Raw genomic sequence first — 25,042 nt, 5'->3', positions numbered from 1 at the left:
AGGTTCCGGTCTTCGCGTTCGACCACCGACCGCTTCGGCTTCAGGCCGGGGTGATCTCGCCAGGGTCCACATCGCGGGCGCGGCGACGACCTCCTCGTACGACTTCCCCTCCAGGCCGTTCTCCGTGCCGTGCGTGGGGCATCACGGGCGATGGCCGCGCGGGAGCCGGACGGTGACGGTGGTTCCGACTCCCACGTCCGAGTGCACGTTCACCTGTCCGTGATGGGCGTGGACGACGGCCTCCACGATGGCCAGACCGAGACCTGAACCGCCGTAGGCGCGGCTCCGGCTGGCCTCGGCGCGCCAGAACCGCTCGAAGACACGGGGCAGGTCATCAGGGGAGATTCCCGGGCCGTTGTCGATGACACTCAGCTGTACGGTCTCACGGCTGAGGGTGACCTCGAGGCGCACGGAGGTCTGAGCCGGAGTGTGCTGGACTGCGTTGCCGACGAGATTCCTCAGGACCTGTTGCAGACGGGCGGCATCGCCGATGACGGGTGCGGGCAGTGCGGGTGCCATGGCGATGTCGCGTTGGGGGTAGATGATCTGGGCGTCCTCGATGACGCCGGCGGCCAGGACGGTGAGGTCCACGTCGTCCTGCTCGACGGGTCGGCCGGCGTCCAGGCGGGCGAGCAGCGCGAGATCCTCCACGAGCAGGCGCATACGCCCCACTTCGTTCTCGATGTGCTCGAGTGCGGTCTCCAGGCCCGGACCGGAAAGGCCGCCTTGTCGGTGCAAATCAAGCCATCCGGAGATGGTGGACAGGGGAGTACGCAGTTCGTGGGAGGTGTCGGCGGCCAGCGAGCGAACGGTCGCCTCCGCGCGGGCCTGGGCGTCGAACGCCCGGTTGACCGCCTTGGCCAGCAGGTCGGCCTCACTGCCGTTGCGGTGGGTGGGCAGCCGTTCGGTCAGGGAGCCCGCGGCGATGGCGTCGGCGCTGCGGGCCATGCGGGCGAGCGGGCGCATGCCGAGGCGCAGAACGATGACGGACAGCCCCAGCAGTACCAGCAACGCGCCGCCGATCAAAGCCAGTTGCCGTCTGATGAGCGCGTCGGTGGTGGCGTCGTCGACGGAGGTGTCGATGGTGAGGATGACGGCCGCCGGTGCCACGGTGCCTTCGGCGGGCCCGCGGTCGATGATCAGGCCGGGACTGGGGATGCGTACGGCACTGAGGTCGCCGCCCTCCAGGGTGACCACACGTCCCGTCGGTGCGGTCGCGCTGAGCGCGGCCACCTCGTCGGCGGCCCGGGACGCCGAACCGGTGCTCAGCAGAACGCCGTTGTCCTCGTCGACGGCCACCGTGCCCAGGGGCGAACCGAGAAGGGCGCCGAGTTGGTCGGCATTGGCGGTCTGCGGTCCCTGGCCGATGACCCGGGTCAAACGCTCGGCGTTGGCTTTGAGGGTGTCCTGGTTGCGCTTGTCCAGGAAGTCTTCCAGGAGAAGGGCGCTGATGACGGCGCTGACCACCAGGCCGACGACCAGGAGAACGGCCAGCCCGGCGAGCAGGCGCAGGCGGACGCTGGAGGAGGCCCAGGGAAGACGGCCGCGGAGTCTCACGTGTGGTCCTGCGCTCGGAGGGTGTAGCCGACGCCGCGGACCGTGCGCAGCAGCGGCGTACGACCGTGGTCGATCTTGCGTCGGAGGTTGGAGATGAAACGCTCGACGACCACGGAGTCCCCGCCGAAGTCGTACTGCCACACGGCCTCGAGGATCTGGGCGCGGGAGAGGACCTGCCCCTGGTGACTCAGCAGGTAGTGCAGCAGACGGTATTCGGTGGGAGAGAGTTCGACGACCTGGCCGGCTCGGCGGACTTCGTGACGGAGGTCGTCGAGCGTGAGGTCGCCACAACGCAGGCGTGTTTCCTCGGCGGTGGGGGTTGCGCCGCGGGCGCGGCGCAGCAGCGCCTGCAGGCGGGCACCGACCTCGACGACGCTGAAGGGTTTGGTGACGTAGTCGTCGCCGCCCAGGCGCAGTCCTCGGACCCGGTCTTCGACGGCGTCGCGGGCGGTGAGGAAGAGCACGGGTACGTCGATGGCGCGGGCGCGCAGCAGTTGAAGGATCTCGAAGCCGTCGGCGCCGGGGAGCATCACGTCGAGGACGATGACGTCCGGGGGGCGGCGGGCGACCTGGTCGAGGGCTTCGCTCAGGTCGCCGGCCGTGTCGACTTCGAATCCGGCGAACTGCAGTGCCGAGATCAGCAGACGCCTGATACCGGGATCATCGTCGATGACGAGGACGCGGTCTGCGGTCCCCGGCGTGTTGGCGGCGTTCATATGTGCTCCTGGTGGCGGCAGCGGCCGTCCGACGTCTGCCGTTGCCGCCGGTGCGGCGGACCGGGCGGGTGTCCGGTAGCGGCTCTGCTGATCATGGTCTCGTCACAGGCTTACTGGGGCGGATTCCTTGACGGGGGCGTGCGGGGCCGCCGGTTCGGGAGCGTGGAAGTTCTCGCCCTCGACGTCGAGATGGGGCAGCACGCGGTCAAGGCGTCGCGGCAGCCACCAGGCCCGGTCCCCGAGGAGCGCAAGGATGGCCGGCACCAGGGTCATACGGACCAGGAAGGCGTCGACCATGACTCCGAAGGCCAGGGCGAAGGCGATCGGCATGATGTCGGCGTCGCGGGAGAACAGGAAACTGACGAACACCGAGATCATGATGAGCGCGGCAGAAGTTACCACACGGGCGGCGTTGCGGGCTCCGTTGAGGATGGCCGTGCGGGCGTCGCGGTGGCGGCTGTAGTCCTCGCGCATGGCGGAGACGAGGAACACCTCGTAGTCCATGGCCAGCCCGAAGAGCACGGACATCACGATGATGGGCACGAAGCTGGCCACCGGGCCCTCGCTGGGCACGCCCAGCGGGCCGGCCAGCCATCCCCACTGGAAGACAACGACGGTGGCTCCGAAGGCGGCACCCACGGACAGCAGGAACCCGATGGTCGCCTTGACCGGGATGGCGATCGACCGGAACGCGATCATCAGCAGGAGCAGCGAGAGGCCGACGACGACGATCACGAAGGGCACGAGTGCGCCGCTGAGCTTGTCGGAGACGTCGATGCTGACCGCGGTCATACCGGTGACGGCCACATAAGAGCCGCTGGACTGTGCCAACGGCTGCAGCTGGGTGCGCAGCCGGGAGACGAGGCCGCTGGTCTCCTCGGACCGCGGTCCGGTGCCGGGGATGATCTGGATCCGTGCCGCCGTCTCGTCCTCGGCCATGTCGATACCGCTGACGTCCGCTACGCCCCGGACCCCTCGCAGCTCGTCCTCGACGGCGGCGGCCGTGGAGCTGACGGTGGCCGGATCGTCGTTCTCGACGAGCACGACGAGGGGGCCGTTGACGCCGGGACCGAAGGCGTCACTGATCACGTCGTAGGCCTGACGGCTGGAGTTGCTCGTGGCACTGGAACCCTCGTCGGTGAGTGCCAGCTTCAGCTCCACGGCGGGAACGGCCAGGGCGATCAGCGCGACCGTGCCCAGGATCAGGTTGCGTACGGGGTGGCGCAGGACGCCCTGGGTCCAGCGCACACCCATCGTGGCCGTCCGGCCGCTGTGCGGCGCCCGCCGCAGGGCGCGCCCACGGCCCAGGGGCAGGAACCTGCGGCTCCGGGCCGCGGGCCGGGGTGCCTTGGGCGTGAGCCGGTGGCCTGCCATTCCCATGAGCGCGGGCAGCAACGTCACCGCCGTGATGACGGCGACCGCGACCGCTCCGGCCGAGGCCAGACCCATGGAGGTCAGCATCGGCACACCGGCCACCGACAGACCGGACAGCGCGATGAGGACGGTGGCGCCGGCGAAGATCACGGCGCTGCCCGCGGTGGCGGTGGCCGTGGCGATGGACTCCAGCACCGGCATACCGGTACCGAGCTGGGCACGGTGCCGGGAGACGATGAACAGGGCGTAGTCGATACCGACGGCGAGCCCCAGCATGATCGCCAGGGTGGGCGCGTTGTCGGAGACGTCGAACGCCGTGGCCAGACCGATCATCGCGGCCACCGTGCCGGCGATCCCGAGCACCGCGGTGATCAGCGGCAGACCCGCCGCGAGCAGCGACCCGAAGGTGATCACCAGGATGACCAGGGCCACGCCCAGTCCGATCAGCTCACTCGGGCCCACGGGCGGATGCGAGGACTCGTACGGCTCACCGCCGTAGATGGTCCTCAGCCCCGCCTGCCGGGCTTCGGTGCCCGCGGCCTTCACCGCGTCCAACGTGCCTTCCGGCACGTCGTCCTCCTCCTTGGTGGTGAAGGTGACCTGAGCCACCGCGGTGCGTCCGTCCTCGGAGACGGTGCCGCTCTCGGAGGGGTCACCGACCTCGCTCACCCCGGAGACACGACCCGTGGCCTCCAGCGTCGCCTCCAGGGGCTTACGCAGATCCGCCTCGGTCACCTTGCGGCCGGCCGGAGCCTGAAACACGATCTGTGCCGACTGCGCATCCGGCTCGGGGAAGTGCCGTTCCATCTTCGTCAGCGCCGTCTGGGCCGGTGAGCCGGGAATCGAGCTGCTGTCCGTGAAGGACCCGGCGAAGGAAACCCCCAGACCGACCACCGCACCGAGGGCGACGAGCCACCCGATCAACATCCTTGGCCACCGGCGAGCACTCCACGCGCCCAGTCGGTACAAGAGCGTAGCCATCAAAGAGCCCCTCACTGTTGGGAAGACGACCCGCCACATCCTTCGCAGTGGACTTGACGACCGCCTCACGGGGAACTTGACGGTTCCTTGACGGTTCGGCTCCGGCACCGTCAGGTGCGCCGGTCACCAGGGAGGACTAGCCGGCGCTCCGCGTGACCGCGGACTGCTCCTTGGCATGCTGGTCCAGCCGCAGCGGGAGCCGCGCGGCGAGGTGGTCGATGAGTGCGCTGACACGTCGCGGGACATGGCCGTCCGCTTCCAGGAGGGCATAGATGTCGGCGGCCGGTGTCGACAGGTGCGGCAGGACCCGGACGAGCTCTCCGCGCTCCAGATGCGGTCTGACGTGCCACTCCGAGCGCATGATCACACCACGGCCCTCCAGGGCCCAGCCGGTCACCACGTCACCGTCATTGCTGGACAGACTGCCGTGCACCCGCACATGCCGGGGACGGTCCGCGTCCCCGAAGCGCCAGAGCGCGAAATCGCTCTCGTTCTCCCGCAGCACGATGCAGTTGTGGTGGGCCAGGTCCTCGATGCCGGCCGGCGTGCCGTGCTCGGCGAGGTAGGACGGCGCCGCGCACGGCACGCGCCGGTTCCTGGCCAGACGCCGCATGCGCAGCGAGGAGTCGGGCGGCATGCCCACGTGGACGGCCACGTCGAACTCACGCCGGTGAGGCCGTAGAGGCAGCGCGGACGTCTGCATCCGGACGTGCAAGTCAGGGTGGGCCGCGGCGAACTCGCCGAGCAGCGGCGCGATATGCGTGCGGCCGAGACCGAGCGTGGATTCGACGACCAGAGACCCGCGCAACCCCCCGGCCGTGTCGGTGATCGTGTCCTCGAGCTCGCGTACCTGGTCGAGGATCGCCTCGACGCGCGCCGCGTACAGCTCGCCTTCCGACGTCAGCACGAGCCGGCGGGCGCCGCGTTGAACGAGCCGGACATCCAGGCGGCGCTCCAGCGCGCTGAGGCGTTTGCTGACGACGGGCAGAGAGCAGCCGAGTTCCCGCGAAGCGGCCGTCAGCGTCTCGCTCGACGCGACCACGTGGAAGAACTCCAGGTCGTCCACGACTGAACGGCTCTTGGACCAGGGGCGACCAGAACGCCGAGGGCTTTCCATGGGGGAAAACGTACCTTGCCGGTAACGGGCTTGTAACGGCTGTCACCGCTGGCCAAGGTAGGACCCAGTCGCGCCGTGAGCGGAACGCCTCTGGACAGAGTGCTCGCCACCGGACTCGCGCATCGATCACGAGGACTGGGAGTGCATTCGTGCCGCAGAGTTATCGCATCGCAGCCATTCCGGGCGACGGGATCGGCCGTGAGGTCGTTCCGGAGGGGCTGAGGTGCCTGCGGGCCGCCGCCGAGGCGCACGGGTTCGAACTCGACGTCACCGAGTTCGAGTTCGCCAGCGCCGACTACTGGCTGAACCACGGCACGATGCTGCCCGGGAACTGGCGGGACGTGCTCGGCGACTTCGACGCGATCTTCTTCGGTGCGGTCGGATGGCCGGAGGTGGTCCCGGACCATGTCTCGCTGTGGGGCAGCCTGCTCCAGCTGCGGCGGGGCTTCGACCAGTACGTCAATCTGCGCCCCGTCCGGCTGCTGCGCGGCGTACGCAGTCCGCTGCGTGACCGCCGGCCGGGCGACATCGACTTCTACGTCGTGCGGGAGAACACCGAGGGCGAGTACTCCAGCATCGGCGGCCGGATCTTCGAGGGCACCGATCGTGAGACGGTGGTCCAGGAGACGGTCATGACACGGACCGGGGTCGACCGTGTCCTGCGCTACGCCTTCGAACTCGCCTCGTCCCGCCCGGACAAGCACCTGACCTGGGCGACCAAGAGCAACGGCATCTCGATCTCCATGCCCTACTGGGACGAGCGCGCGACCGAGATGGCCGCCCGGTACCCCGACGTGACCGCCGACAAGGACCACATCGACATCCTGACCGCGAAGTTCGTCCTCCAGCCCGACCGGTACGACGTGGTCGTCGCCAGCAACCTGTTCGGTGACATCCTCTCGGACCTCGGCCCGGCCTGTACCGGAACCATCGGCATCGCCCCCAGCGCCAACATCAACCCCGACCGCTCCTTCCCGAGCCTCTTCGAGCCGGTGCACGGGTCGGCGCCGGACATCGCCGGTCTGGGTGTCGCCAACCCCGTCGGGCAGATCTGGAGCGGCGCCATGATGCTCACCCACCTTGGCGAGCACGAGGCGGCCGCGCACGTTGTGGCCGCGATCGAGAGCGTGCTGGACGAGCAGCCCGATGTGGTCACCCCCGACCTCGGGGGCACGGGGACCACGGTGGGCCTGGGCAAGGCCATCGCGGCCCGGATCGCCGCGAGTTCACTCCTCGGCCACGGCCAGGGAGCGGCGGCCGGCGACCCGGCCGGCCGCGCGGTCGAAGAGGGGGTCGCGGCGTCATGATCAGACCTGTCTCCGACCCGGTCGGCCTGGAAGTGCGCTGGGACCGGCTTGCCGCCGCCACCGACGAGGCGGCCTCCACCATGCTGCGCACGGCCTTCTCCACGATCATCCGCGAGTCGAACGACTACACGGTCGTCCTGATGGACCGCGCCGGCCGCACGATGGCCGAGTCACGGGCCGGCATCCCCGCCTTCGCCGCCCTGATGAGTTCGCTGACCGCGCTGGTCCTCGAACGGTTCCCGGCGAACGAGTGGCAGGACGGCGACAGCGTCATCACGAACGACCCGTGGATCGCCACGGGGCATCTGCCCGACATCGCCCTGATCTCCCCGGTCTTCCACCGAGGACGGCTCGTCGCGTTCGCCGGCACCGTGGCGCACTCACCGGACATCGGTGGCACACCCTCGATGAGCGCCACCGAGCTGCTCTCCGAGGGCATCCTGATTCCTCCGCTGCGCCTGTTGCGGGCCGGGCGGGTCGAGCAGGGGGTCAAGGACCTGCTGCTGGCGAACGTACGACTGGCGGACCAGGTGTGGGGTGACCTGGAGGCGCAGGCCGCGACACACGCCGTATGCCGCCGACGCGCCCGGGAGTTCCTCACCGACTTCCGCGAGCCGGACTTCGAGGCGTTCGCGGACCAGGTCCACGCGGTGACGGACGGCGCGATGCGGGCGGGTGTCCGCGACGTGCCCGACGGCGTCTACCGCGCCGCCTTGGACGCGGACGGCGTCGAAGGCCACCCCACGCACATCGAGTGCGCGGTGACCGTGCGCGGCGAGGAGGCCGGGATCGACTACACCGGCAGCTCCCCCCAGGTGCCCTTCGCGACGAACTCGACGCTGAACTACACCCGCGCCTACTCCATGTATCCGCTGAAGATCCTGCTGGATCCGTCCACGCGGACCAACTGGGGCTCCTACCGCTCCATCCAGGTCACCGCGCCGGAGGGGACGATCGTCAACCCGAGATTTCCCGCGCCCGTCCTGGCACGGCACCTCACCGGCCACCTCCTGTCCTGCGCGGTGTACCGGGCACTGGCTCCGGTGCTGCCCCACCGTGTCATCGCCGACAGCGGCGGCGCCCCCGCCCTGCGGGTCCGCTTCGCGGGGGTCGACGACTCCGGCCGGCCCTTCAGCCTCATGCTCTTCGCCAACGCGGGCATGGGCGCGTCCAAGGAGTCGGACGGGCTGTCCACCACCGCCTTCCCGACCAACTCCGGCGGCGGCAGCATCGAGGTCCTGGAAGCCGCGTCTCCGCTGCACTTCCTCCGCAAGGAGTTACGTGCCGGATCGGGCGGACGGGGCCGGCGCCGCGGAGGACTCGGCCAGACCATCGAGGTCCGCAACCCGACGAGCCGACCGGTGCAGATGGTGCTGCTCGGAGACCGCGAGCGGCATCCGGCGCTCGGACTGGCCGGCGGTGAACCCGGCGCCACCGCACAGGTCGTCCTGGACTCCGGCGAGCGCGTCCCACTGAAGTCGATCTCGCAGCTGGCCCCCGGCTCGTCGGTGGTCATCTCCTTCCCCGGCGGCGGCGGGTTCGGCCGTCCCGAGGAGCGTGAGCCCGAACTCCTGATCGCCGACGAGACCGCCGGCTACACCGTCCCAGCCAGTCGGCAGAACCCGCGCACAGTTCCGACGGCGGGCGGAAGCGCACGTGAGGAGGCGGGCCGATGAGCCGCACGGTCCGGATCGGCGTCGACGTCGGCGGAACGTTCACCGATCTGCTGCTCCACGACCCGCGCCGGGGACTGATCCGGCCCGGCAAGCTGCCCACCACACCCCACGCCCCCAACGAGGCCATCACCGCGGGGATCGCCCGCCTGCTGGAGGAGACGTCCACGGCCCCCACAGACGTCGCGGGCATCGTGCACGGCACCACGCTGGTGACGAACACCCTGCTGGAACGCACCGGAGCGGTCGTCGGTCTGCTGACCACCAGCGGGTTCAGCGACTCCCTCGAAATGGGACGGGAGACGAGGTTCGACACCACCGACCTGCTCGCCCGGCCGGCTCAGCCGCTCGTGCCGCGCCGTCTGCGCCGCGGGGTACCCGGCAGGATCGCCGCGGACGGCAGTGAACTCGAACCGCTCGACGAGCGTGCCGTCCTCGCGGCTGTGCGGGATCTGGCGGACCAGGGCATCGAGGCACTGGCCGTGGCCCTGATGCACTCCTACCGCGACGCCGGGCACGAGCACCGGGTGCGGGACCTGGTCGCGCGGGCCCACCCCGACCTCCCCGTCACGCTCTCCAGCGCCGTGGCGCCGGTCATCGGCGAGTACGAGCGGGCCGGCACCGCCTGCCTGAACGCGTATGTACAGCCCCTGATGGCGCGCTACCTCGACGACCTGCGTGACGACCTGACCGCGATGGGAATCGACGCGCCCCTTCGCATCATGCTCTCCGGCGGTGGAGTCACGAACCTTGAGGACGCCAAGCGGTTCCCCGTGCGGCTGCTCGAGTCGGGCCCCGCGGCCGGTGCCATCGCCGCCGCCGCTGTCGCCCGGACGCTGGGGGAGCAGGACGTCGTCTCCTTCGACTTGGGCGGTACGACGGCGAAGATCGCTCTCGTCCAGCGGGGCAGGCCCAGGCTCAAGCACGACTTCGAGGCGGGGCGGGTCGACAAGTTCAAGCCCGGCTCGGGGCTGCCGGTGCGCCTGACCGTCGTCGACATGATCGAGATCGGTTCGGGAGGCGGCTCGATCGCGGCACCCGACGCACTCGGGCTGCTCAAGGTGGGACCGCGCAGCGCCGGTTCGGTGCCCGGCCCCGTCGCCTACGGGCGCGGAGGCGAACGCCCCACCGTTACGGACGCCGACCTCCTGCTCGGTCATCTCGACGCGGAGAACTTCCTCGGCGGCGAGATGAGGCTGCGCACGCGAGAGGCCCACAAGGCGCTGACCCGTGAGGTGGCGGGTCCCCTGGGACTCGACACCGCCGACGCTGCCGCCGGGATTGTCGAGGTGGTCACCGAAAGTATGGCCGCCGCCGCCCGCATGCACCTGTCCGAGCAGGGCAAGGACCCCGCCGGCTTCACGCTGCTGGCCTTCGGCGGAGCCGGACCCGTCCATGCCTACGGGCTGGCGAAGTCGCTGAAGATGTCCCGGGTGATCGTGCCGATGCGGGCCGGTGTGATGTCCGCCTGCGGGCTCCTCGTCGCCGCTCCCACGGTCGACGAGGTCCGCAGCCTGTCGTCGCCGCTCGCCGACGTCGACTGGGACCAAGTGGCCGCGCTGTACGACGAGATGACGGCCCGCGCCACCGAAACGCTCCAGCCGGGCAGTCCCGAGCTGGTACGGGTGCGCCGCTCGATCGACATGCGTTACCTCGGCCAGGGCTTCGAGATCGAGGTCGATGTACCCGAGCAGGACTTCGGCCCAGCCGGTCTCGGACGTATCAGGACCGCCTTCGCGTCCACGTACCGCGCCGTGTTCGGCCGGTCCCTCGACGGGGCCGTGGAAGTCGTGAACTGGCGGCTCTCCATGCAACTGCCCGGTCATGAGGTGTCGGCGGACGTCAGCCATGCGCGCGGAGGTGAGGCAAGCCGCGGTGTCCGGCCAGTGCACTTTCCGGGACACGGGCTGCTCGAAGCCACCGTCTGGAACCGCTACGAGCTCACGCCCGGAACCGAACTGACAGGTCCGGCGATCTTCGAGGAACGCGAATCGTCCTGCTCCTTCGGGCCGGACTGCCGGATCCGGGTCACCGACGACCTGACCCTCGTGGTCGAGGTGGAGTCATGACGACGGTGTCAGCAGGACAGCGCACACCCACCCGGCGCATCACGCTCCTGGTCGCTCTCGCGGTCTTCGCCCAGGAGTCGACCTGGAACTTCTACGAATCCCAGGTTCCGCCGCTCCTGCGGGAGCACCTCACCAGCGCGGCCGTCGTGGGTCTGCTGATGGGCATGGACAACCTGCTCGGCATCTTCATCCAGCCGTGGATCGGCAACCGGTCCGACCGGACGAGGACCTCCTGGGGCCGGCGGATGCCCTACCTGGTGGCCGGGATGCCGATCGCCGCGGCGCTGTTCATCCTCATCCCGCACAGCGCGGCGTCCTTGCCGCTGTTGATCGTGGTGCTGTTCTCGTACGCGCTCGCCGCCAACACCTTCAAGCCGATCGCCGAGGCGCTCGTACCGGACTTCATCGCACCCGAGCGACGAAGCCGGGCCAACGCCGCAGTCAAGATCGCCTCAAGTATCACGGCCATCGTCGCCGCGCTCATCAGCATGTTCCTGGTCGACAAGCATCTGAGCCTCGCGTTCGCGATCCCCGCGATCATCATGCTGATCTCGATCGGGGTGCTCACGGCCACCGTGCGCGACAACCGGTCCCCGGCCTACCAGGCAGCGGTGGCCGAGAGCGATGAGGAGCACAGCGCCGAGCGCACCGAGCCACGGGTCCGGGACACCTTCTCCGAGATCCTCAAGGACACCGATCGCAGCAGGCTCCTGCTGCTCCTCGCGATTCTCCTCTTCGGCAGCGCATGGGCCGCGTCCCGGTCGTTGATGACCCCGTATGGGATGGAAGCCCTGGACATGTCACGGGGAGCCGCCGGCGGTCTCACCCTGCCCAGCGGTGTCGCCTTCATCCTGGCGGCCTACCCGGCGGCCGTGCTCGCCGAGCGTTACGGACGGCTCCGGGTCATGGCCGTGGGCATGTCGGTCTTCGCCGGTGCCATGGTGCTGGGGACGATCGTCCAGACCCCGACGGGGGCCACCGTGGCCCTGTGTCTCGCGGCGGCCGGCGCGACCTGCTTCCTGGTCAACGCGGTGGTCGTCCTGTGGAACCTCGCACCCTCGGCACGGGTCTTCGGGACCTACGCCGGTATGTACACCGTCGGCTGGGCCGGCGGCGGCTTCCTGGGCCCGGCGGTGGTCGGCGGGATGGTCGACATCACCGGATGGCCCCTGATGCTCATCGACGTCGCCGTGGTCGCCTCGCTGTCCATCATCGTCGTAGCCAGGATCGGTGTGCTTCAGCGGCGCACCGCCCTGACCCTCGCCAAGTGACCAGCCAGCCCATCCCCGCGGCGCGGCGCGAGGCCGGCGCCGGACGCAGCCAGAGACGAGGAACCGTGCCCCGCATTCTGATCACCACGGACTACCTACGGCCCGGCGACGAGGTCGATCACTATCTCCGGGCGCATGGCCACACAGCGGTACACGCCCCGCTGGTCGGCCGACGCGGTCCCGAGCAACTCGTCGCCGCCCTAGGCGGGATCGACGCGGCCCTGGTCGGCCATGATCCCCTGACCGCCCAGGTCCTCTCCGAAGTTCCGAGCCTGCGCGCCATCGTGCGCACCGGCGTCGGCTACGACTCGATCGACATCGTCGCCGCGGGCAAGCTCGGCATCACCGTGAGCAACCTGCCCGGAATCAACGCGAACGCCGTGGCCGAGTACACCCTCGGTCTGCTGCTGACGGCCGCGCGGCGACTGGTGCAGAGCGCGGCGGGCGTCGCTGCCGGCCGGTGGCCGAGGGAGGACGGGCACGAGCTGCGCGGGGCGACGCTCGGCCTGATCGGATACGGGGCGGCAGCCCGCGCCGTGGTGCCGCTGGCGCGGGCCTTCGGCATGGAAGTGCTCTGCACGACCGGTGTGCCGGAAGACGAGCGGTCGGACCCGTCGGTGCGGTTCGTCGCCCTCCCCGAGCTGCTGGCGGCCTCCGACTACGTATCGGTGCACACCGCGCTGACGGACCGCACACGCGGTCTCCTGGACGCCTCCGCCTTCCGGCGGATGAAGCCGACGGCGGTGCTGGTCAACACCGCGCGGGGAGCCGTCGTCGACGAACAGGCCCTTGCCTACGCCGTGCGCACCGGCGAGATCGCCGCGGCGGCCCTCGACGTGGTGAGCGAGGAGCCGCTCCCGGCCGACAGCCCGCTGCGGGACGTCGAGGCAATCGTCGTCTTCTCCCACCTGGCGGGCCAGACCGCCGAAGCCCGTGCCGCCGCCGGCCTCGAGGGTGCGGCCGAGGTGGTGGCCGCCCTCGCGGGCCGCCCCCGGTTCGCGGTGAACGCCCACCTGCTGCCCCACGCCCCCACTGCCCGGGTCGACGGGTGACACCCGCCCGCCATGTGCCCGGTACCGACACAAGAAAGAGGAACATGGAAAACGAACGGGTCGACCAGGTCAAGGTCCTGGCACCGACCGGCATGCTCGGCGCCGGCTTTCCCGAGGCCACGATCGAGCGAGGTCTGGCGCTCGGCGCCGATGTCATCTCCGTCGACGGGGGCAGCACCGACTCCGGTCCCTACTACCTCGGCGCGTCGCAGCCCAAGACCACGCGTGCCGCGGTCGCCCGTGACCTGCGGGTCCTGCTCAAGGCGGCGGCAGGCGCCGGTATCCCACTGATCGTGGGTTCGTGCGGCACCAGCGGAACCGACTCCGGTGTCGACTGGGTCGCCGGCATCGTCGCCGACATCCTGGCGGCCGAGGGACTCCGGCTGCGGGTGGCGCGCATCTACAGCGAGCAGGCGACCGGCGCGCTCCTGAAGTGCCTGGACGAGGGCCGGATCCATGCCCTGCCTCCGCTGGGCGCACTGGAGGCGGAGACGCTGCAGAGCTGTACGCACATCGTGGGCGCCATGGGGCACGAGCCGATCGTCGCCGCCCTGGAGGCCGGTGCGCAGGTCGTGCTCGCCGGCCGCGCCACCGATACCGCCATCGCCGCCGCCTACCCGCTGATGAAGGACATGCCGGCCGGACCGACCTGGCACGCCTCCAAGATCATCGAGTGCGGTGGGCAATGCACCAGCAACCCGCGCTCCGGTGGGGTGCTGGCCACCATCGACGCCGACGGCTTCACCATCGAGCCGCTCGATCCGACGGTCGCCTGCACACCGATCCTGGTCGCCGCTCACATGCTCTACGAGACGGTGGACCCGTTCCGGATGCGCGAGCCGGACGGCACCCTGGACGTCCGTGAGGCCGTCTACACCGCCCTGGACGACCGCACAGTGCGGGTCGAGGGCTCGCGGTTCCATGTCGCCGACCAGCACACCGTCAAGCTCGAAGGCGCCCGGATCACCGGCTACGAGACCATGTCGTTCAGCGCGATCCGGGATCCGCACATCCTTGCGAACATCGACGACTGGGCCGGTCTCATGCGCACGATGATCAGGCAGCGGGTGGAGCAGACGATCGGCATCGGCGACGACAAGTACGCCTTCGACCTGCGCCTCTACGGGCACAACGCCATTCTGGGGGATCTGGATCCGGCAGTGGGTCCGCCTCGCGAGGTGGGAGTCATGCTCCTCGTCAACGCACCGGACCAGAGCACCGCCACCGCCGTCGCGAAGATCGCCAACCCCTTGATGCTCCACCTGCCGACGGCCGACATGGACCACCTGCCGAGCCTGGCGTTCGCCACCTCACCGGCCGAGGTCGAGCGCGGTCCGGCGTACGAGTTCGTGCTCAACCACGTGGTCGACACCCTCACCCCCACCGACATGTTCCGCACCGAGTTCGAGGAGGCCTCCCACCATGGCTGAGACCGCCCCCACCACCCTGGGCGACCTGGCGTACGAGGTCCGGTCCAAGAACGCCGGGCCGTTCTGGGTCACCATGGAGCTGTTCATGCGTGACGCGGACGGCTATCGCATCGCCGCCGACGAGACGTTCCTCAACGAGGGCACGGTCGCCCGGCTCTACGGACTCGACGAGGCCGACGTGCTGATGTTCCGCATCCCGTCGCTGAACGTCGTCAAGATCTCGTTCCCGCGTCCCGTCAGCCAGGCGTCGCTGCGTGACCGTGACGTCCACTCCGGTCAGCACCACGTGCCGCTGGCGGTTCTGCCCGTACCCGCGACCTGACCCCGAACGCGCCCGCCGGACCCGGTCGTTCACCAGCTCACCCCCGAAAGCACATGAAGGAGCAGCTCCTTGATCACACCTGCCGTGCCCGAATCCGGTAGCCGTCCCCAGGCCCGCGGACGCCGTTCGGCGTTGACGGCACTGCTCGCGGCCGCGGTCGTCGGCACGCTCGGCATCGCACCGGCCGCCCCGGCCGACACCACGCGCCCCAACGTCGCCACCTGCCCGGGCCACCTGGCGGAGAAGGCAGACTGCTACACCGGCCGGGACGCCAACGGCGCCTACTACACCATGGCCGTCCCCGAGGACTGGAACGGCTCCCTCGTCGTCCACGCCCACGGCGGTCCCGACTTCTCCTACGACGAGTCCACCACCAACGAGGACCTGGAACGCTGGGCGGTGATGGTCGACGAGGGCTATGCCTGGGTGGGCTCCTCGTACCGACGCGGCGGTTACGGGGTCAGCATGGCCGCCGCCGACACGGAGAACGTACGCCGCCTGTTCGTCAGCCACTTCGGCCGCCCCGACCGCACCTACCTGCATGGCCAGTCCTGGGGCGGCAACGTCGCCGCCAAGGTCACCGAGACCTACGGCGGGAAGCGTGGCGCTTACGACGGAGTCCTGCTGACCAACGGCTTCCTGGCCGGCGGCTCGCGCGGCTACGACACGCGCGTGGACCTGCGGACGGTCTACCAGTACTACTGCCGCAACCTGCCCCGTCCCACCGAACCGCAGTACCCGCTGTGGCAAGGACTGCCCGCGGACTCCCCGATGACACCCGACGAGGTCCACGGCCGACTCCAGGAGTGCACCGGCATCGAGTCCGACCCGGCCGACCGGACCGCCAAGCAGCAGCGCGACCTCGACGACATCCTGGCCGTCACCCGCATCCCGGAACGCTCCCTGGCCACGAACATGCAGTACGCGGCCTTCCTCGTCCGGGACATCGTGTCCAACCGGCTCGACGGCCGTAACCCGTTCAGCAACCGTGGCGTCCGCTACGACGGTTCGCACGACGACAAGGCGCTCAACGCCGGCGTGGCGCGCTTCTCGGCCGACCCCACCGCGCGCCGCGACCTTTCCTACGACAGCGACCTCACCGGACGGATCGCACTCCCGGTCCTCACGCTGCACGCGATCGACGACCCACAGGTCTTCGTCGAGCACGAGGCGGCCTATCGCGCCACGGTCCAGGCCGCCGACCGAGGCGAGAACCTCGTCCAGACTTTCACGAGGGAGAGCGATCACAGCGCGCTCAGCAACGCCGAGTACGCCAACTCCCTGGCGGCTCTGGACACATGGGCACGCACCGGCCGGAAGCCCACCCCCACCTCGATCGCGCGTTCGTGCAGCGCGTTCGACACCACCTACGGTGGTGGCTGCCACTACGATCCGGCGTTCCGCCCCGCCCCGTTCGCCACCCAGGTCCGCCCCCGGCCCGGCGGCTTCCACTGGCCCGCCATGTCCGCCGCGCAGGAACAGGCGTGGAGCCGTATCGAGGGCGTGGGCATCGCACCCTGAAGCCGGCCCGCAGCCCTTTCTCTCCGCCCAACACTCGGGAGAGCCCCATGTCCCTGGCCGAAGAACTCAGTTCGTACGCCGTGTCCCTGCTGGGCCGCGCTGGCCGTGCGGGAAGTGACGCTCCTCCGCACGAAAGACGTGAGGAAGCCCATGAGGTTGGCCGACGTCAGTGAGCCCTGTCTCACCTGGGCAGCGCCCCTTGGCTATGCAACGAGTTGCATATGAGGATCGAGGCATGGCGCTCGAACACGCGATCCTCGTCTCCCTGCTGGAGAAGCCGGGCTCCGGTTATGAGCTGGCCCGGCGGTTCGAGCGGTCCATCGGATACTTCTGGACCGCCACGCACCAGCAGATCTACCGCGTTCTCAAGCGCATGGAGAGCGAGGGCCTGCTGGCCGTCCGTGAGCTGTCGCAGCAGAGCCGGCCGGACAAGAAGGAGTACTCCGTCGTGGGCCCCGGCCGCGCCGCCCTCTCTCAGTGGCTGCACGAATCGATCCAACCCGAGAGCATGCGGCACGAACTCGCCGTGAAGATCCGCGGCGCGGCCTTCGACGACCCGTCCGCGCTGATCCGTGAGGTCGAACGGCACCGCCAGGTGCACATCGACCGGCTCGCGCACTATCTGGCCGGGGAGCTGCGCGACTTCACCGGCCCGGCGGCTCCCACCCCGCTCGACGCCGGTCAGGAACTGCAGCATGTCGTGCTGCGCGGCGGCATCGCGTACGAGCGGATGACGATCGCCTGGCTCGACGACGTACTCGCCACCCTCCGCCGGCTCGGCACGTCACCCCCGCATGCCTGACCCGCAGGCCACCGCCGCCCGCACCCCGAGACCTTCAGACCTGCACCCTCCCCCCTCAACCCTCAACCCTCAACCCTCGGAAGGCGGACCCTCCATGGCCGACCCCCTCCTCTTCAACCCCCGTACCTACGACCCGGCGCAGTTCGACCCCGAAACCCGCAGGTTGCTGCGTGCCACCGTCGACTGGTTCGAGGACCGCGGCAAGCGCAGGCTCATCGAGGACTACCGCTCCCGCGCCTGGCTGGCGGACTTCCTCGCCTTCGCGGCCAAGGAGGGGCTGTTCGCCACCTTCCTCACCCCGGCGTCCGCCGCCGGACACGAGGACCAGCGCTGGGACACGGCCCGGATCGCCGCCCTCAACGAGATCTTCGGGTTCTACGGTCTCGACTACTGGTACGCATGGCAGGTGACCATCCTCGGCCTCGGACCGGTCTGGCAGAGCGACAACGCCGCAGCGCGTACCCGTGCGGCGGAACTCCTCGCCCAGGGTGAGGTGTTCGCCTTCGGTCTCTCCGAGAAGACCCATGGCGCCGACATCTACTCCACCGACATGCTGCTGACACCGGACGGCAACGGCGGCTTCAGGGCGACGGGCTCCAAGTACTACATCGGCAACGGCAATGCCGCCGGGCTCGTCTCGGTCTTCGGCCGACGCGCCGACATCGAGGGTCCGGACGGCTACGTCTTCTTCGCCGTCGACAGCCGCCACCCGGCCTATCACCTCGTCAAGAACGTCGTGGACTCCTCGAAGTACGTCAGCGAGTTCCGCCTCGAGGACTACCCGGTGGGCCCGGACGACGTCCTGCACACGGGCCGCGCCGCCTTCGACGCCGCCCTCAACACCGTCAACGTCGGCAAGTTCAACCTCTGCACCGCCTCCATCGGCATCTGCGAGCACGCGATGTACGAGGCGGTGACCCACGCGCACAACCGCATCCTGTACGGCCGCCCCGTCACCGCCTTCCCGCACGTGCGCCGCGAGCTGGCCGACGCGTACGTCCGCCTGGTCGGCATGAAGCTGTTCAGCGACCGCGCCGTCGACTACTTCCGCTCCGCCTCGCCGGACGACCGCCGTTACCTGCTCTTCAACCCGATGACGAAGATGAAGGTGACCACGGAGGGCGAGAAGGTCATCGACCTGATGTGGGACGTGATCGCCGCCAAGGGCTTCGAGAAGGACACCTATTTCGCCCAGGCCGCCGTCGAGATCCGGGGGCTGCCCAAGCTCGAAGGCACGGTCCACGTCAACCTCGCGCTGATCCTCAAGTTCATGCGCAACCACCTCCTGCACCCGGCCGAGTTCGCGCCCGTGCCGACCCGCCTCGACGTGGCCGACGACACGTTCCTCTTCCAGCAGGGACCGGCCCGTGGCCTCGGTTCCGTACGCTTCCACGACTGGCGCCCCGCCTACGACGCATACGCCGGCGTGCCGAACGTCGCCCGCTTCCGGGAGCAGGCCGACGCCCTGTGCGAGTTCGTCGCCACCGCGGCCCCCGACGAGGAGCAGAGCCGCGACCTCGATCTTCTTCTCGCCGTCGGCCAGCTGTTCGCGCTGGTGGTGCACGGCCAGCTGATCCTGGAGCAGGCCCGTCTGACGGACCTGGACGAGGATGTGCTCGACGAGCTGTTCTCCGTCCTCGTCCGCGACTTCTCGGCCTTCGCCGTCGACCTGCACGGCAAGGACTCCGCCACGGTGGACCAGCAGCGCTGGGCGCTCGGTGCCGTCCGGCGTCCCGTCGTCGACGAAGGGCGTTCGGGACGCGTCTGGGAGCGTGTGGAGGCACTGTCCGGGGCGTACGAGATGGCGCCGTGACAGTCCGCCCAGGGGGCTCGTCGACATGTGACGGGCAGGGCCCCCGGGAGCCGTGACGCTCGCACCCTGCTCAGGGATTTCGGCTGGCCTCGGGCAGGGCCTGCTCGGCCCAGATCACCTTGCCCTGCGGGGTGTACCGGGTGCCCCAGCGCTCAGCCATCTGCGACACCAGGAACAGGCCCCGGCCTCCCTCGTCCGTCGTCGCGGCGTACCGCAGATGCGGTGAGGTGCTGCTGCCGTCGGCCACCTCGCAGATCAGCGCGCGGTCGCGGATCAGTCGTACGTGGATCGGCCCGGCGCTGTAGCGGATGGCGTTGGTGATGAGCTCGCTCAGGATCAGCTCCATGGTGAAGCCCAACTCTGACAGGCCCCAAGCTTCGAGCCTTCGGGACACAGCGTCGCGCATGCCCGAGACGGCGGCCGGGTCCGCTGGTACGTCCCAGTCGGCGATGCGGTCGCGCGGCAGTACCCGAGTGCGGGCGACGAGCAGGGCGACGTCGTCCTTGGGACGATCGGGGAGCAGATTGTCCAGCACGTCCTGGCAAGTCTCCTCGGGCGGCCGGCCGGCGTGGCCCGTCAGCGTGTCGCGCAGAATCTCCATTCCCACGTCCAGGTCGCGTCTGCGGTCCTCGATGAGTCCGTCGGTGTACAGGACGAGCTGGGTCCCCTCCGCGAGGCACAGCTCCGCGGTCCGGAACGGCATGCCGCCGAGACCCAGGGGCGGACCGGCCGGCACGTCAGGGAAGGTGACGGTTCCGTCAGGCCGCACCAGCGCCGGCGCCAGATGCCCCGCACGCGCCATGACGTAGTGGCGCGTCACGGGGTCGTAGATCCCGTACAGGCAGGTGGCGCCCACGACGCCCGCCGCGCTCTCCGCCGTCTCGTTCAGGTCGATGCGCCCGACCAGGTCGTCCAGATGGCTCAGCAGCTCGTCGGGTGGCAGATCGAGGGCGGAGAAGTTGTGCACCGCGGTCCGCAGCCGTCCCATCGTGGCGGCGGCGTGCAGACCGTGGCCGACCACATCGCCGACGGCGAGTGCCACCCGGCTCCCCGGCAGGGGAATCACGTCGAACCAGTCTCCGCCCACGCCCGACTGGGCGGGGAGGTAGCGGTAGGCGATGTCGAGGGCGTTCTGCTCCGGCACGGCCTGGGGCAGCAGGCTGCGCTGGAGGGTGACTGCCAGAGCGTGCTCGCGGGTGTAACGGCGGGCGTTGTCGATGCTTATCGCGGCACGGGCCACCAGCTCCTCCGCCAGCGACAGATCCTCTTCGTCGAAGGGATCGTGCGGGTGCGCGCGCCAGAAATTGGCCATGCCCAGCACGACGCCCCGGGCCTGGATGGGGGCGCTGATGAGGGAGTGGATGCCGTGGTCGATGATCGCCTTGGCGCGCTCGGGGTCCTGCACGCGCCAGCCCGTGGCGGTCGGCAGATCGCTCACCAGCTGGGCCCGGCCGCTGCCGTAGCCGCGCGCCTGGGGCGTGGCGGGAAGGTAGTCGAAAAGCCGGCCCTGTTCGGAGAGCGGATGGTCGTCGTGAATGCCGCACACGGCCGCGCGTCGCATGTCCGTCGCCGTGAGGGCCGGCTCCTCGCCTTGCAGGACCGCGTCGGCCAGGTCCACGGTGACGAAGTCCGCGAAGCGGGGAATCGGGACCTGCGCCAATTCCTCGGCGGCGCGCAGCACGTCCAGGGTGGTACCGATGCGGAGTCCGGCGTCGTACAGCAGCCTGAGCCGCTCCCGTGCCACCTCCGCCCTGCCGGTCACCGCCTGCAGCTCGGTGGAGTCGCGCAGTGTCACCACCGTGCCCTCGGGGCCTGACCCGAAGTCCGTGGGCCTCTGGTTGACCGCGAGCAGCCGCTCGCCCGCGAGGTGCACCTCGTCGGTGGCCTCGCGCCCGGAGACGAGCAGCGCCTTCATCTCGGGATCGAGGCCCGGCAGCTCCGGGACGAGCTGCCCCTCGACGTCGGGGGGCAGCTCCAGCAGGCGTCTGGCTTCGTCGTTCGCCAGCATCAGCTGCCCGTCCGCGGCCACGATCAGTACCCCTTCCCGAACGGAGTGGAGCACCGTGTCGTGGTGCTCGTACATCAGGGTCATCTCGTCCGGGGCCAGGCTGTGTGTCTGGCGTCGCAGCCGCTTGCCCACCAGCGCCGTCACACCGGTGGACAGCGCGAGCGCCGCGGCCCCGGCGCCCAGGATGATCGGTAGTTGCCGGGCCAGCTGGCTTTCGACGTTCTCGACCTTCATCCCGGCCGAGACCAGGGCCACCACCTGGCTGTCGGTGTCCTCGACCGGGACCGTGGCCTGCACCTCGCGACCGAGCGGGCCGTCGACGCTCTCCACGTAGACCTTCCCCGCCAGCGGCGGCCCGATCTCGCCCACGAACCGCTTTCCGATGCGGTCCGGCAGGGGATGCGTGTACCGGATGCCCTCGGTGTCCATGACCACGATGAAGTCGACGCCGGCGGCCCGGCGTGCCGCCTCGGTGAGCGGCTGGAGAATCCTGCTCGGATCCGGGGTCCGCAATGCCGCCAGGACGCCTGGTGAGTGCGCGTAGGTCTGTGCCACGGCCGTGGAGCGTCGCCTGGCCTCGGCGCTGGAGTCCCGCTCCGACTGCAGGATGAGAGCGAAGACGCCGCAGGCCACGAGCAGCACCACCAGAGCCACCTGGAAAACGAGCACCTGTCCGGCCACGCTCCGCGTGCCCTTGCTGAGGAGGCGCTTGACCGACAGGTGTCGAAAACGGGCGAAAGGATTCGCCATGTGACCTTTCTAACATCGGTGATCCCAAGTGACCAGGGCTCGGCCGATCCGTGCCCGGCTGACCTCATACCGCCCGGGCGGTATGCGCTGCACGACTTGGGCCCCTCCGGACGTGGTCGTCCGGCGCGCATTTCTCGTGTGCGGCGCATGATCATGCCATGCCCGATGTCTGATTAGGTCGATATGATGCATTTTGTGATCATGTCTGCACGGCTGTGGCGCCGTCGCCCCGCCTACAGCGGCCGATGGGAAGCTGCCCGGCTGTCACCCCTCATCCTGACCGCTCTCATCGCCGGCTTGGCGTTCTCCACGCCCAGGGAGATCGCCTTCAGCCGCCTTCTGCCCGCCGCGCCCGCCCTTGCCGCCGCGATGTGGCCCGTGCTCCCCACGATCCTGTTGGGGGCGTTCTGCCTGCTGCTCATGATCGTCCTCAGCTTCTTCTACACCGATCTGGGGACGCAGTACACGGCGGCCGCGATCGTCGCGGTCACCCTGGCGGCCGCATACGGAAGTCATGTCCGACTTCAGCGTGAGGAAATGATCTTCCAGATCCGGCTCGTCGCCGACGCGGCCCAGAAAGTGCTGCTGCGCCCGCTGCCACACCGCATCGAGGGCGTCGAGATCGAGTCGCTGTACCTGGCGGCTCAGGAGCAGGCCCGGATCGGCGGCGACTTCTATGAGGCGATCGGTACACCGCACGGGGTCCGGCTGCTCATCGGCGACGTACGGGGCAAGGGCCTGTCCGCGGTGGGGGCGGCCTCGGCGGTGATCAGTTGCTTCAGAGAGGCCGCTTACGACGAGCCCGACCTGCAGGGCGTCATCCACCGCCTCGAGACCGCCGTCACGCGTCACAGCACTGTGTTTCCGGACCAGGACCAGTCCGAGCACTTCGCCACTGCTCTCCTCGCGGAGATCCCGCACGACGGCGGCTGCGTACGACTTCTCAACTGCGGGCATCCCCCGCCGCTGATCGCGCGTCACGGCAACGTCCGGGTCCTGGTCCCGACCATCGCCTCCCCGCCTCTCAACCTCGCAGCGCTCATCGGTGACCGTTACTGGGTCGACGTCGTCGCCTTCGCCCCGGGGGACCAGCTGCTGCTCTACACGGACGGCGTATCGGAGGCCCGGGACCACGCGGGCGAGTTCTTCCCGCTGCCGGACTGGATGCGGCGGCAGGGCCTTGAGCAGCCCCGTGAGCTGCTCGACCAGCTGCACTTGGCTCTGCTGCGGCACAGCGGCGGAAGGCTCGACGACGACATCGCGGCCCTAGCGCTGAGGTCCTCCGACGCGCAGGATCGGGGAACCGTCGGCATCGAGGGTTGAGTCCTCGTGTCCGCATGCCGGAAAGCCGCACGTGCTGGGCCGCATCAAGCAGATCGTCGTACGCGGCGGCTACAACATCAGCCCGGCGGAAGTGGACGCGAACTCGCCGCGCATGCCGCCGTCGCCGAGGTGGTCTGCGTCGGTGTGCCCGAGCCGGACCTGGGGGAACGCCTGGCCGCGTGCATCCGCCAGGCGCCGGGCACGCCCGCACCGGACCTGCGGGAACTCACGGCGTTCCTGGCCTCCCGGCGCGGCCTCGAGCGCCGCGAACTGCCCGAACTCCTGCTGCGCGTCGAGGAGATGCCCCTCGGCCCCAGCGGAAAGGTCTGCCGCGGGACCCTGCTGCTGGCCGCCCGTGAGACCTCCGCACCGAGAGCGAAGCGGTGAACCCCGCATCCCGCTGCCAACACCCCGCATCAGGGAGCGATATGGACAGCGTCGCCGTCATCGGACTCGGCTACACCGATCTCCCTCTGGCCCGGGAGGCGTGCCGCGCCGGTATGCGTGTCACAGGGATCGACGAGAACCCGTCCGTCACCGCGTCCCTGAACGCGGGCCACTCGCACGTCCCCGACGTCACCGATGCCGACCTCGGCGCCATGCTGGACGCCGGTTTCCGGGCGTCCGCCGACGAAAGCCCGCTGGCGGAGGCCTCGGTCGCCGTGATCTGCGTCCCCACACCGCTGGACGACACGGGCGGACCCGACCTTCGCCATGTGCGAAGCGCCGCCCCCGCCCTCGGGGACCGCCTGAAACCCGGCAGTCTCGTCGTCCTGCAGTCCACGTCCTTCCCGGGCACCACGGACGACGTGGTCCGGGGCATCGTGGAGCAGGCCTCCGGTCTCACCGCCGGAACGGACTTCTCCCTCGCCTTCTCACCCGAGCGCATCGACCCGGGCAACCAGACCTTCGGCGTGCGGAACACCCCGCGTGCCGTGGGCGGTTACACCCGGACGTGAACGACGGCCGCGGCCGACTTCTTCCGGCACTCGTGCGACCGCGTCGTGGAAGCGGGCTCCGCGCGCGAGGCCGAACTGGCGAAACTCCTGGAGAACACCTAGCGCAACGTGAACATCGCCCTGGTCAACGAACTCGCCGTCGCCGCCCGCGCACTGGGAGTCGATGTCTGGGAGGCCCTCGACTGCGCCCGCACGAAACCGTTCGGCTTCCAGGAGTTCCGGCCCGGACCGGGCGTGGGCGGGCACTGCATCCCGGTCGATCCCTTCTATCTCACGCACTGGGCGCGCACCGGAGGGACACCGCTGCGGCTGGTCGAGCTCTCGCAGGAGATCAACGCCCGGATGCCGGCGCATGTCGTACGGCGTGCCGAGCAGTTGCTGAACGAGCGGGGCAGCGCCCTGCCGGACGCGCGGGTGCTGCTGGTCGGAGTGACCTACAAGCGCAACAGCACAGACGTACGAGCCAGCTCGGCCGCCGCGATCGTCCGGCTGATGCGGCAGAGCGGCGCCGACGTCACGTATCACGACCCGTTCGTGGCCGCCTGGGCGCCGGGCTGCGAACCGGTGAAGTGGTCCGCCGACGCGGACGCCGACCTCACGATCCTGCTGCAGGACCACGACGCCGTCCCGCTGGACCGGCTGCCCGAGCACGCCCGACTGCTGCTGGACACCCGGGGCCGGCTGCGCGGCACCCGCGCCCATCAGCTCTGAGACGGGCCCTCGTCCGTGCCGGGTGCGTCGGCGAGGCGGCCCGGCCAGTCGGCCCTGCGTGCCGTTTCCGCCTGCTGTCGCGGGTCGGCCACCGCGTCGCGCGGATCGTCCGGCCACTGCCGCACGAGCGCGGTGGCCCAGTCGGCCCATTCGGCCACGAGCCGGTAGTAGTCGGTCAGGAAGCGCCCCACCAGCAGGGTGCGCGGCGCGTTCGGGGAAGGGGCCCTGGCCGGTGAGGTAGGCGCGGGCGGCTGCCAGGCCAACCCGCGCGCAAAGTGCTTCACAC

20 protein-coding genes are annotated in these 25,042 nt (G+C 69.9%); 14 read left to right on the top strand and 6 right to left on the bottom strand.

The annotated features are described in order from the left end of the window. Positions 1-141 precede the first annotated feature (141 nt). The 4 genes from ACIBL4_RS18300 to ACIBL4_RS18285 form a co-directional block, all read right to left on the bottom strand. On the bottom strand, positions 142-1,557 hold the full coding sequence (locus ACIBL4_RS18300; RefSeq protein ID WP_399411159.1) for an ATP-binding protein: 1,416 nt from the start codon (positions 1,555-1,557) through the stop codon (positions 142-144). Continuing rightward, positions 1,554-2,273: a response regulator transcription factor gene (locus tag ACIBL4_RS18295; RefSeq protein WP_399411157.1), complete on the bottom strand. Its 720-nt coding sequence runs from the start codon at positions 2,271-2,273 to the stop codon at positions 1,554-1,556. Before ACIBL4_RS18295 ends, ACIBL4_RS18300 begins: the two co-directional genes overlap by 4 nt. Before the next feature lie 102 nt (positions 2,274-2,375). After that, positions 2,376-4,574, bottom strand: coding sequence for an MMPL family transporter (locus tag ACIBL4_RS18290; protein WP_399411155.1), 2,199 nt, complete (start codon positions 4,572-4,574; stop codon positions 2,376-2,378). 190 nt (positions 4,575-4,764) lie between these two features. After that, on the bottom strand, positions 4,765-5,694 hold the full coding sequence (locus tag ACIBL4_RS18285; RefSeq protein WP_399411152.1) for a LysR family transcriptional regulator: 930 nt from the start codon (positions 5,692-5,694) through the stop codon (positions 4,765-4,767). Between the two features lie 200 nt (positions 5,695-5,894). Here ACIBL4_RS18285 and ACIBL4_RS18280 point away from each other — a divergent pair, with 200 nt between their 5' ends. From ACIBL4_RS18280 to ACIBL4_RS18235, 10 genes are all read left to right on the top strand, one after another. Further along, complete coding sequence (locus ACIBL4_RS18280) at positions 5,895-7,052, top strand: tartrate dehydrogenase (RefSeq protein ID WP_399411150.1); 1,158 nt, start codon at positions 5,895-5,897, stop codon at positions 7,050-7,052. Then, entirely contained in the window at positions 7,049-8,728 is a 1,680-nt protein-coding gene (locus ACIBL4_RS18275) for a hydantoinase B/oxoprolinase family protein (RefSeq protein WP_399411148.1), read from the top strand. Before ACIBL4_RS18280 ends, ACIBL4_RS18275 begins: the two co-directional genes overlap by 4 nt. Next, positions 8,725-10,794 (top strand): hydantoinase/oxoprolinase family protein, encoded by a 2,070-nt coding sequence (locus ACIBL4_RS18270; RefSeq protein ID WP_399411146.1) that lies wholly within the window; start codon positions 8,725-8,727, stop codon positions 10,792-10,794. Before ACIBL4_RS18275 ends, ACIBL4_RS18270 begins: the two co-directional genes overlap by 4 nt. Then, a complete protein-coding gene (locus tag ACIBL4_RS18265; protein WP_399411144.1) occupies positions 10,791-12,065 on the top strand; it encodes an MFS transporter in 1,275 nt (424 codons plus the stop codon). Before ACIBL4_RS18270 ends, ACIBL4_RS18265 begins: the two co-directional genes overlap by 4 nt. Beyond that, positions 12,062-13,117, top strand: coding sequence for a phosphoglycerate dehydrogenase (locus ACIBL4_RS18260; RefSeq protein WP_399411142.1), 1,056 nt, complete (start codon positions 12,062-12,064; stop codon positions 13,115-13,117). Before ACIBL4_RS18265 ends, ACIBL4_RS18260 begins: the two co-directional genes overlap by 4 nt. A 44-nt stretch (positions 13,118-13,161) precedes the next feature. After that, positions 13,162-14,547 carry an acyclic terpene utilization AtuA family protein gene (locus ACIBL4_RS18255; RefSeq protein WP_399411140.1) on the top strand — a complete coding sequence of 462 codons (1,386 nt, stop codon included), beginning with the start codon at positions 13,162-13,164 and terminating at the stop codon, positions 14,545-14,547. Further along, a complete protein-coding gene (locus ACIBL4_RS18250) occupies positions 14,540-14,869 on the top strand; it encodes a DUF4387 domain-containing protein (protein WP_399411138.1) in 330 nt (109 codons plus the stop codon). Before ACIBL4_RS18255 ends, ACIBL4_RS18250 begins: the two co-directional genes overlap by 8 nt. A gap of 69 nt (positions 14,870-14,938) precedes the next feature. Continuing rightward, entirely contained in the window at positions 14,939-16,390 is a 1,452-nt protein-coding gene (locus ACIBL4_RS18245; protein ID WP_399411136.1) for an alpha/beta hydrolase family protein, read from the top strand. 235 nt (positions 16,391-16,625) lie between these two features. Further along, entirely contained in the window at positions 16,626-17,192 is a 567-nt protein-coding gene (locus ACIBL4_RS18240; protein ID WP_399411134.1) for a PadR family transcriptional regulator, read from the top strand. A gap of 94 nt (positions 17,193-17,286) precedes the next feature. Beyond that, positions 17,287-19,005, top strand: coding sequence for an acyl-CoA dehydrogenase family protein (locus ACIBL4_RS18235; RefSeq protein WP_399411132.1), 1,719 nt, complete (start codon positions 17,287-17,289; stop codon positions 19,003-19,005). A 70-nt stretch (positions 19,006-19,075) separates the two neighbouring features. Here ACIBL4_RS18235 and ACIBL4_RS18230 read toward each other — a convergent pair whose 3' ends face one another. Beyond that, positions 19,076-21,763, bottom strand: coding sequence for a SpoIIE family protein phosphatase (locus ACIBL4_RS18230; RefSeq protein WP_399411130.1), 2,688 nt, complete (start codon positions 21,761-21,763; stop codon positions 19,076-19,078). A gap of 201 nt (positions 21,764-21,964) precedes the next feature. Here ACIBL4_RS18230 and ACIBL4_RS18225 point away from each other — a divergent pair, with 201 nt between their 5' ends. The 4 genes from ACIBL4_RS18225 to ACIBL4_RS18210 all read left to right on the top strand — a co-directional run bounded on the left by ACIBL4_RS18225 (position 21,965) and on the right by ACIBL4_RS18210 (position 24,756). Then, positions 21,965-23,086: a PP2C family protein-serine/threonine phosphatase gene (locus ACIBL4_RS18225; protein WP_399411128.1), complete on the top strand. Its 1,122-nt coding sequence runs from the start codon at positions 21,965-21,967 to the stop codon at positions 23,084-23,086. A gap of 144 nt (positions 23,087-23,230) precedes the next feature. Then, a complete protein-coding gene (locus ACIBL4_RS18220; RefSeq protein ID WP_399411126.1) occupies positions 23,231-23,473 on the top strand; it encodes a hypothetical protein in 243 nt (80 codons plus the stop codon). A 41-nt stretch (positions 23,474-23,514) separates the two neighbouring features. Beyond that, positions 23,515-24,045, top strand: coding sequence for an NAD(P)-binding domain-containing protein (locus ACIBL4_RS18215; protein WP_399411124.1), 531 nt, complete (start codon positions 23,515-23,517; stop codon positions 24,043-24,045). Positions 24,046-24,153: 108 nt separating this feature from the next. Then, complete coding sequence (locus ACIBL4_RS18210; protein ID WP_399411122.1) at positions 24,154-24,756, top strand: UDP binding domain-containing protein; 603 nt, start codon at positions 24,154-24,156, stop codon at positions 24,754-24,756. On the opposite strand, the gene ACIBL4_RS18205 is transcribed toward ACIBL4_RS18210, so the two are convergent. Next, entirely contained in the window at positions 24,747-25,040 is a 294-nt protein-coding gene (locus tag ACIBL4_RS18205) for a hypothetical protein (RefSeq protein WP_399411120.1), read from the bottom strand. The two genes, ACIBL4_RS18210 and ACIBL4_RS18205, sit on opposite strands and share 10 nt — an antisense overlap. Positions 25,041-25,042 lie beyond the last annotated feature (2 nt).

The sequence above is a fragment of the Streptomyces sp. NPDC050416 genome (genome assembly GCF_044458845.1).
In the GTDB taxonomy this organism is placed as follows: domain Bacteria; phylum Actinomycetota; class Actinomycetes; order Streptomycetales; family Streptomycetaceae; genus Streptomyces.
The sequence above is the reverse complement of the archived record's forward strand: the minus strand, read 5'-3'. Positions and strand labels throughout refer to the sequence as shown.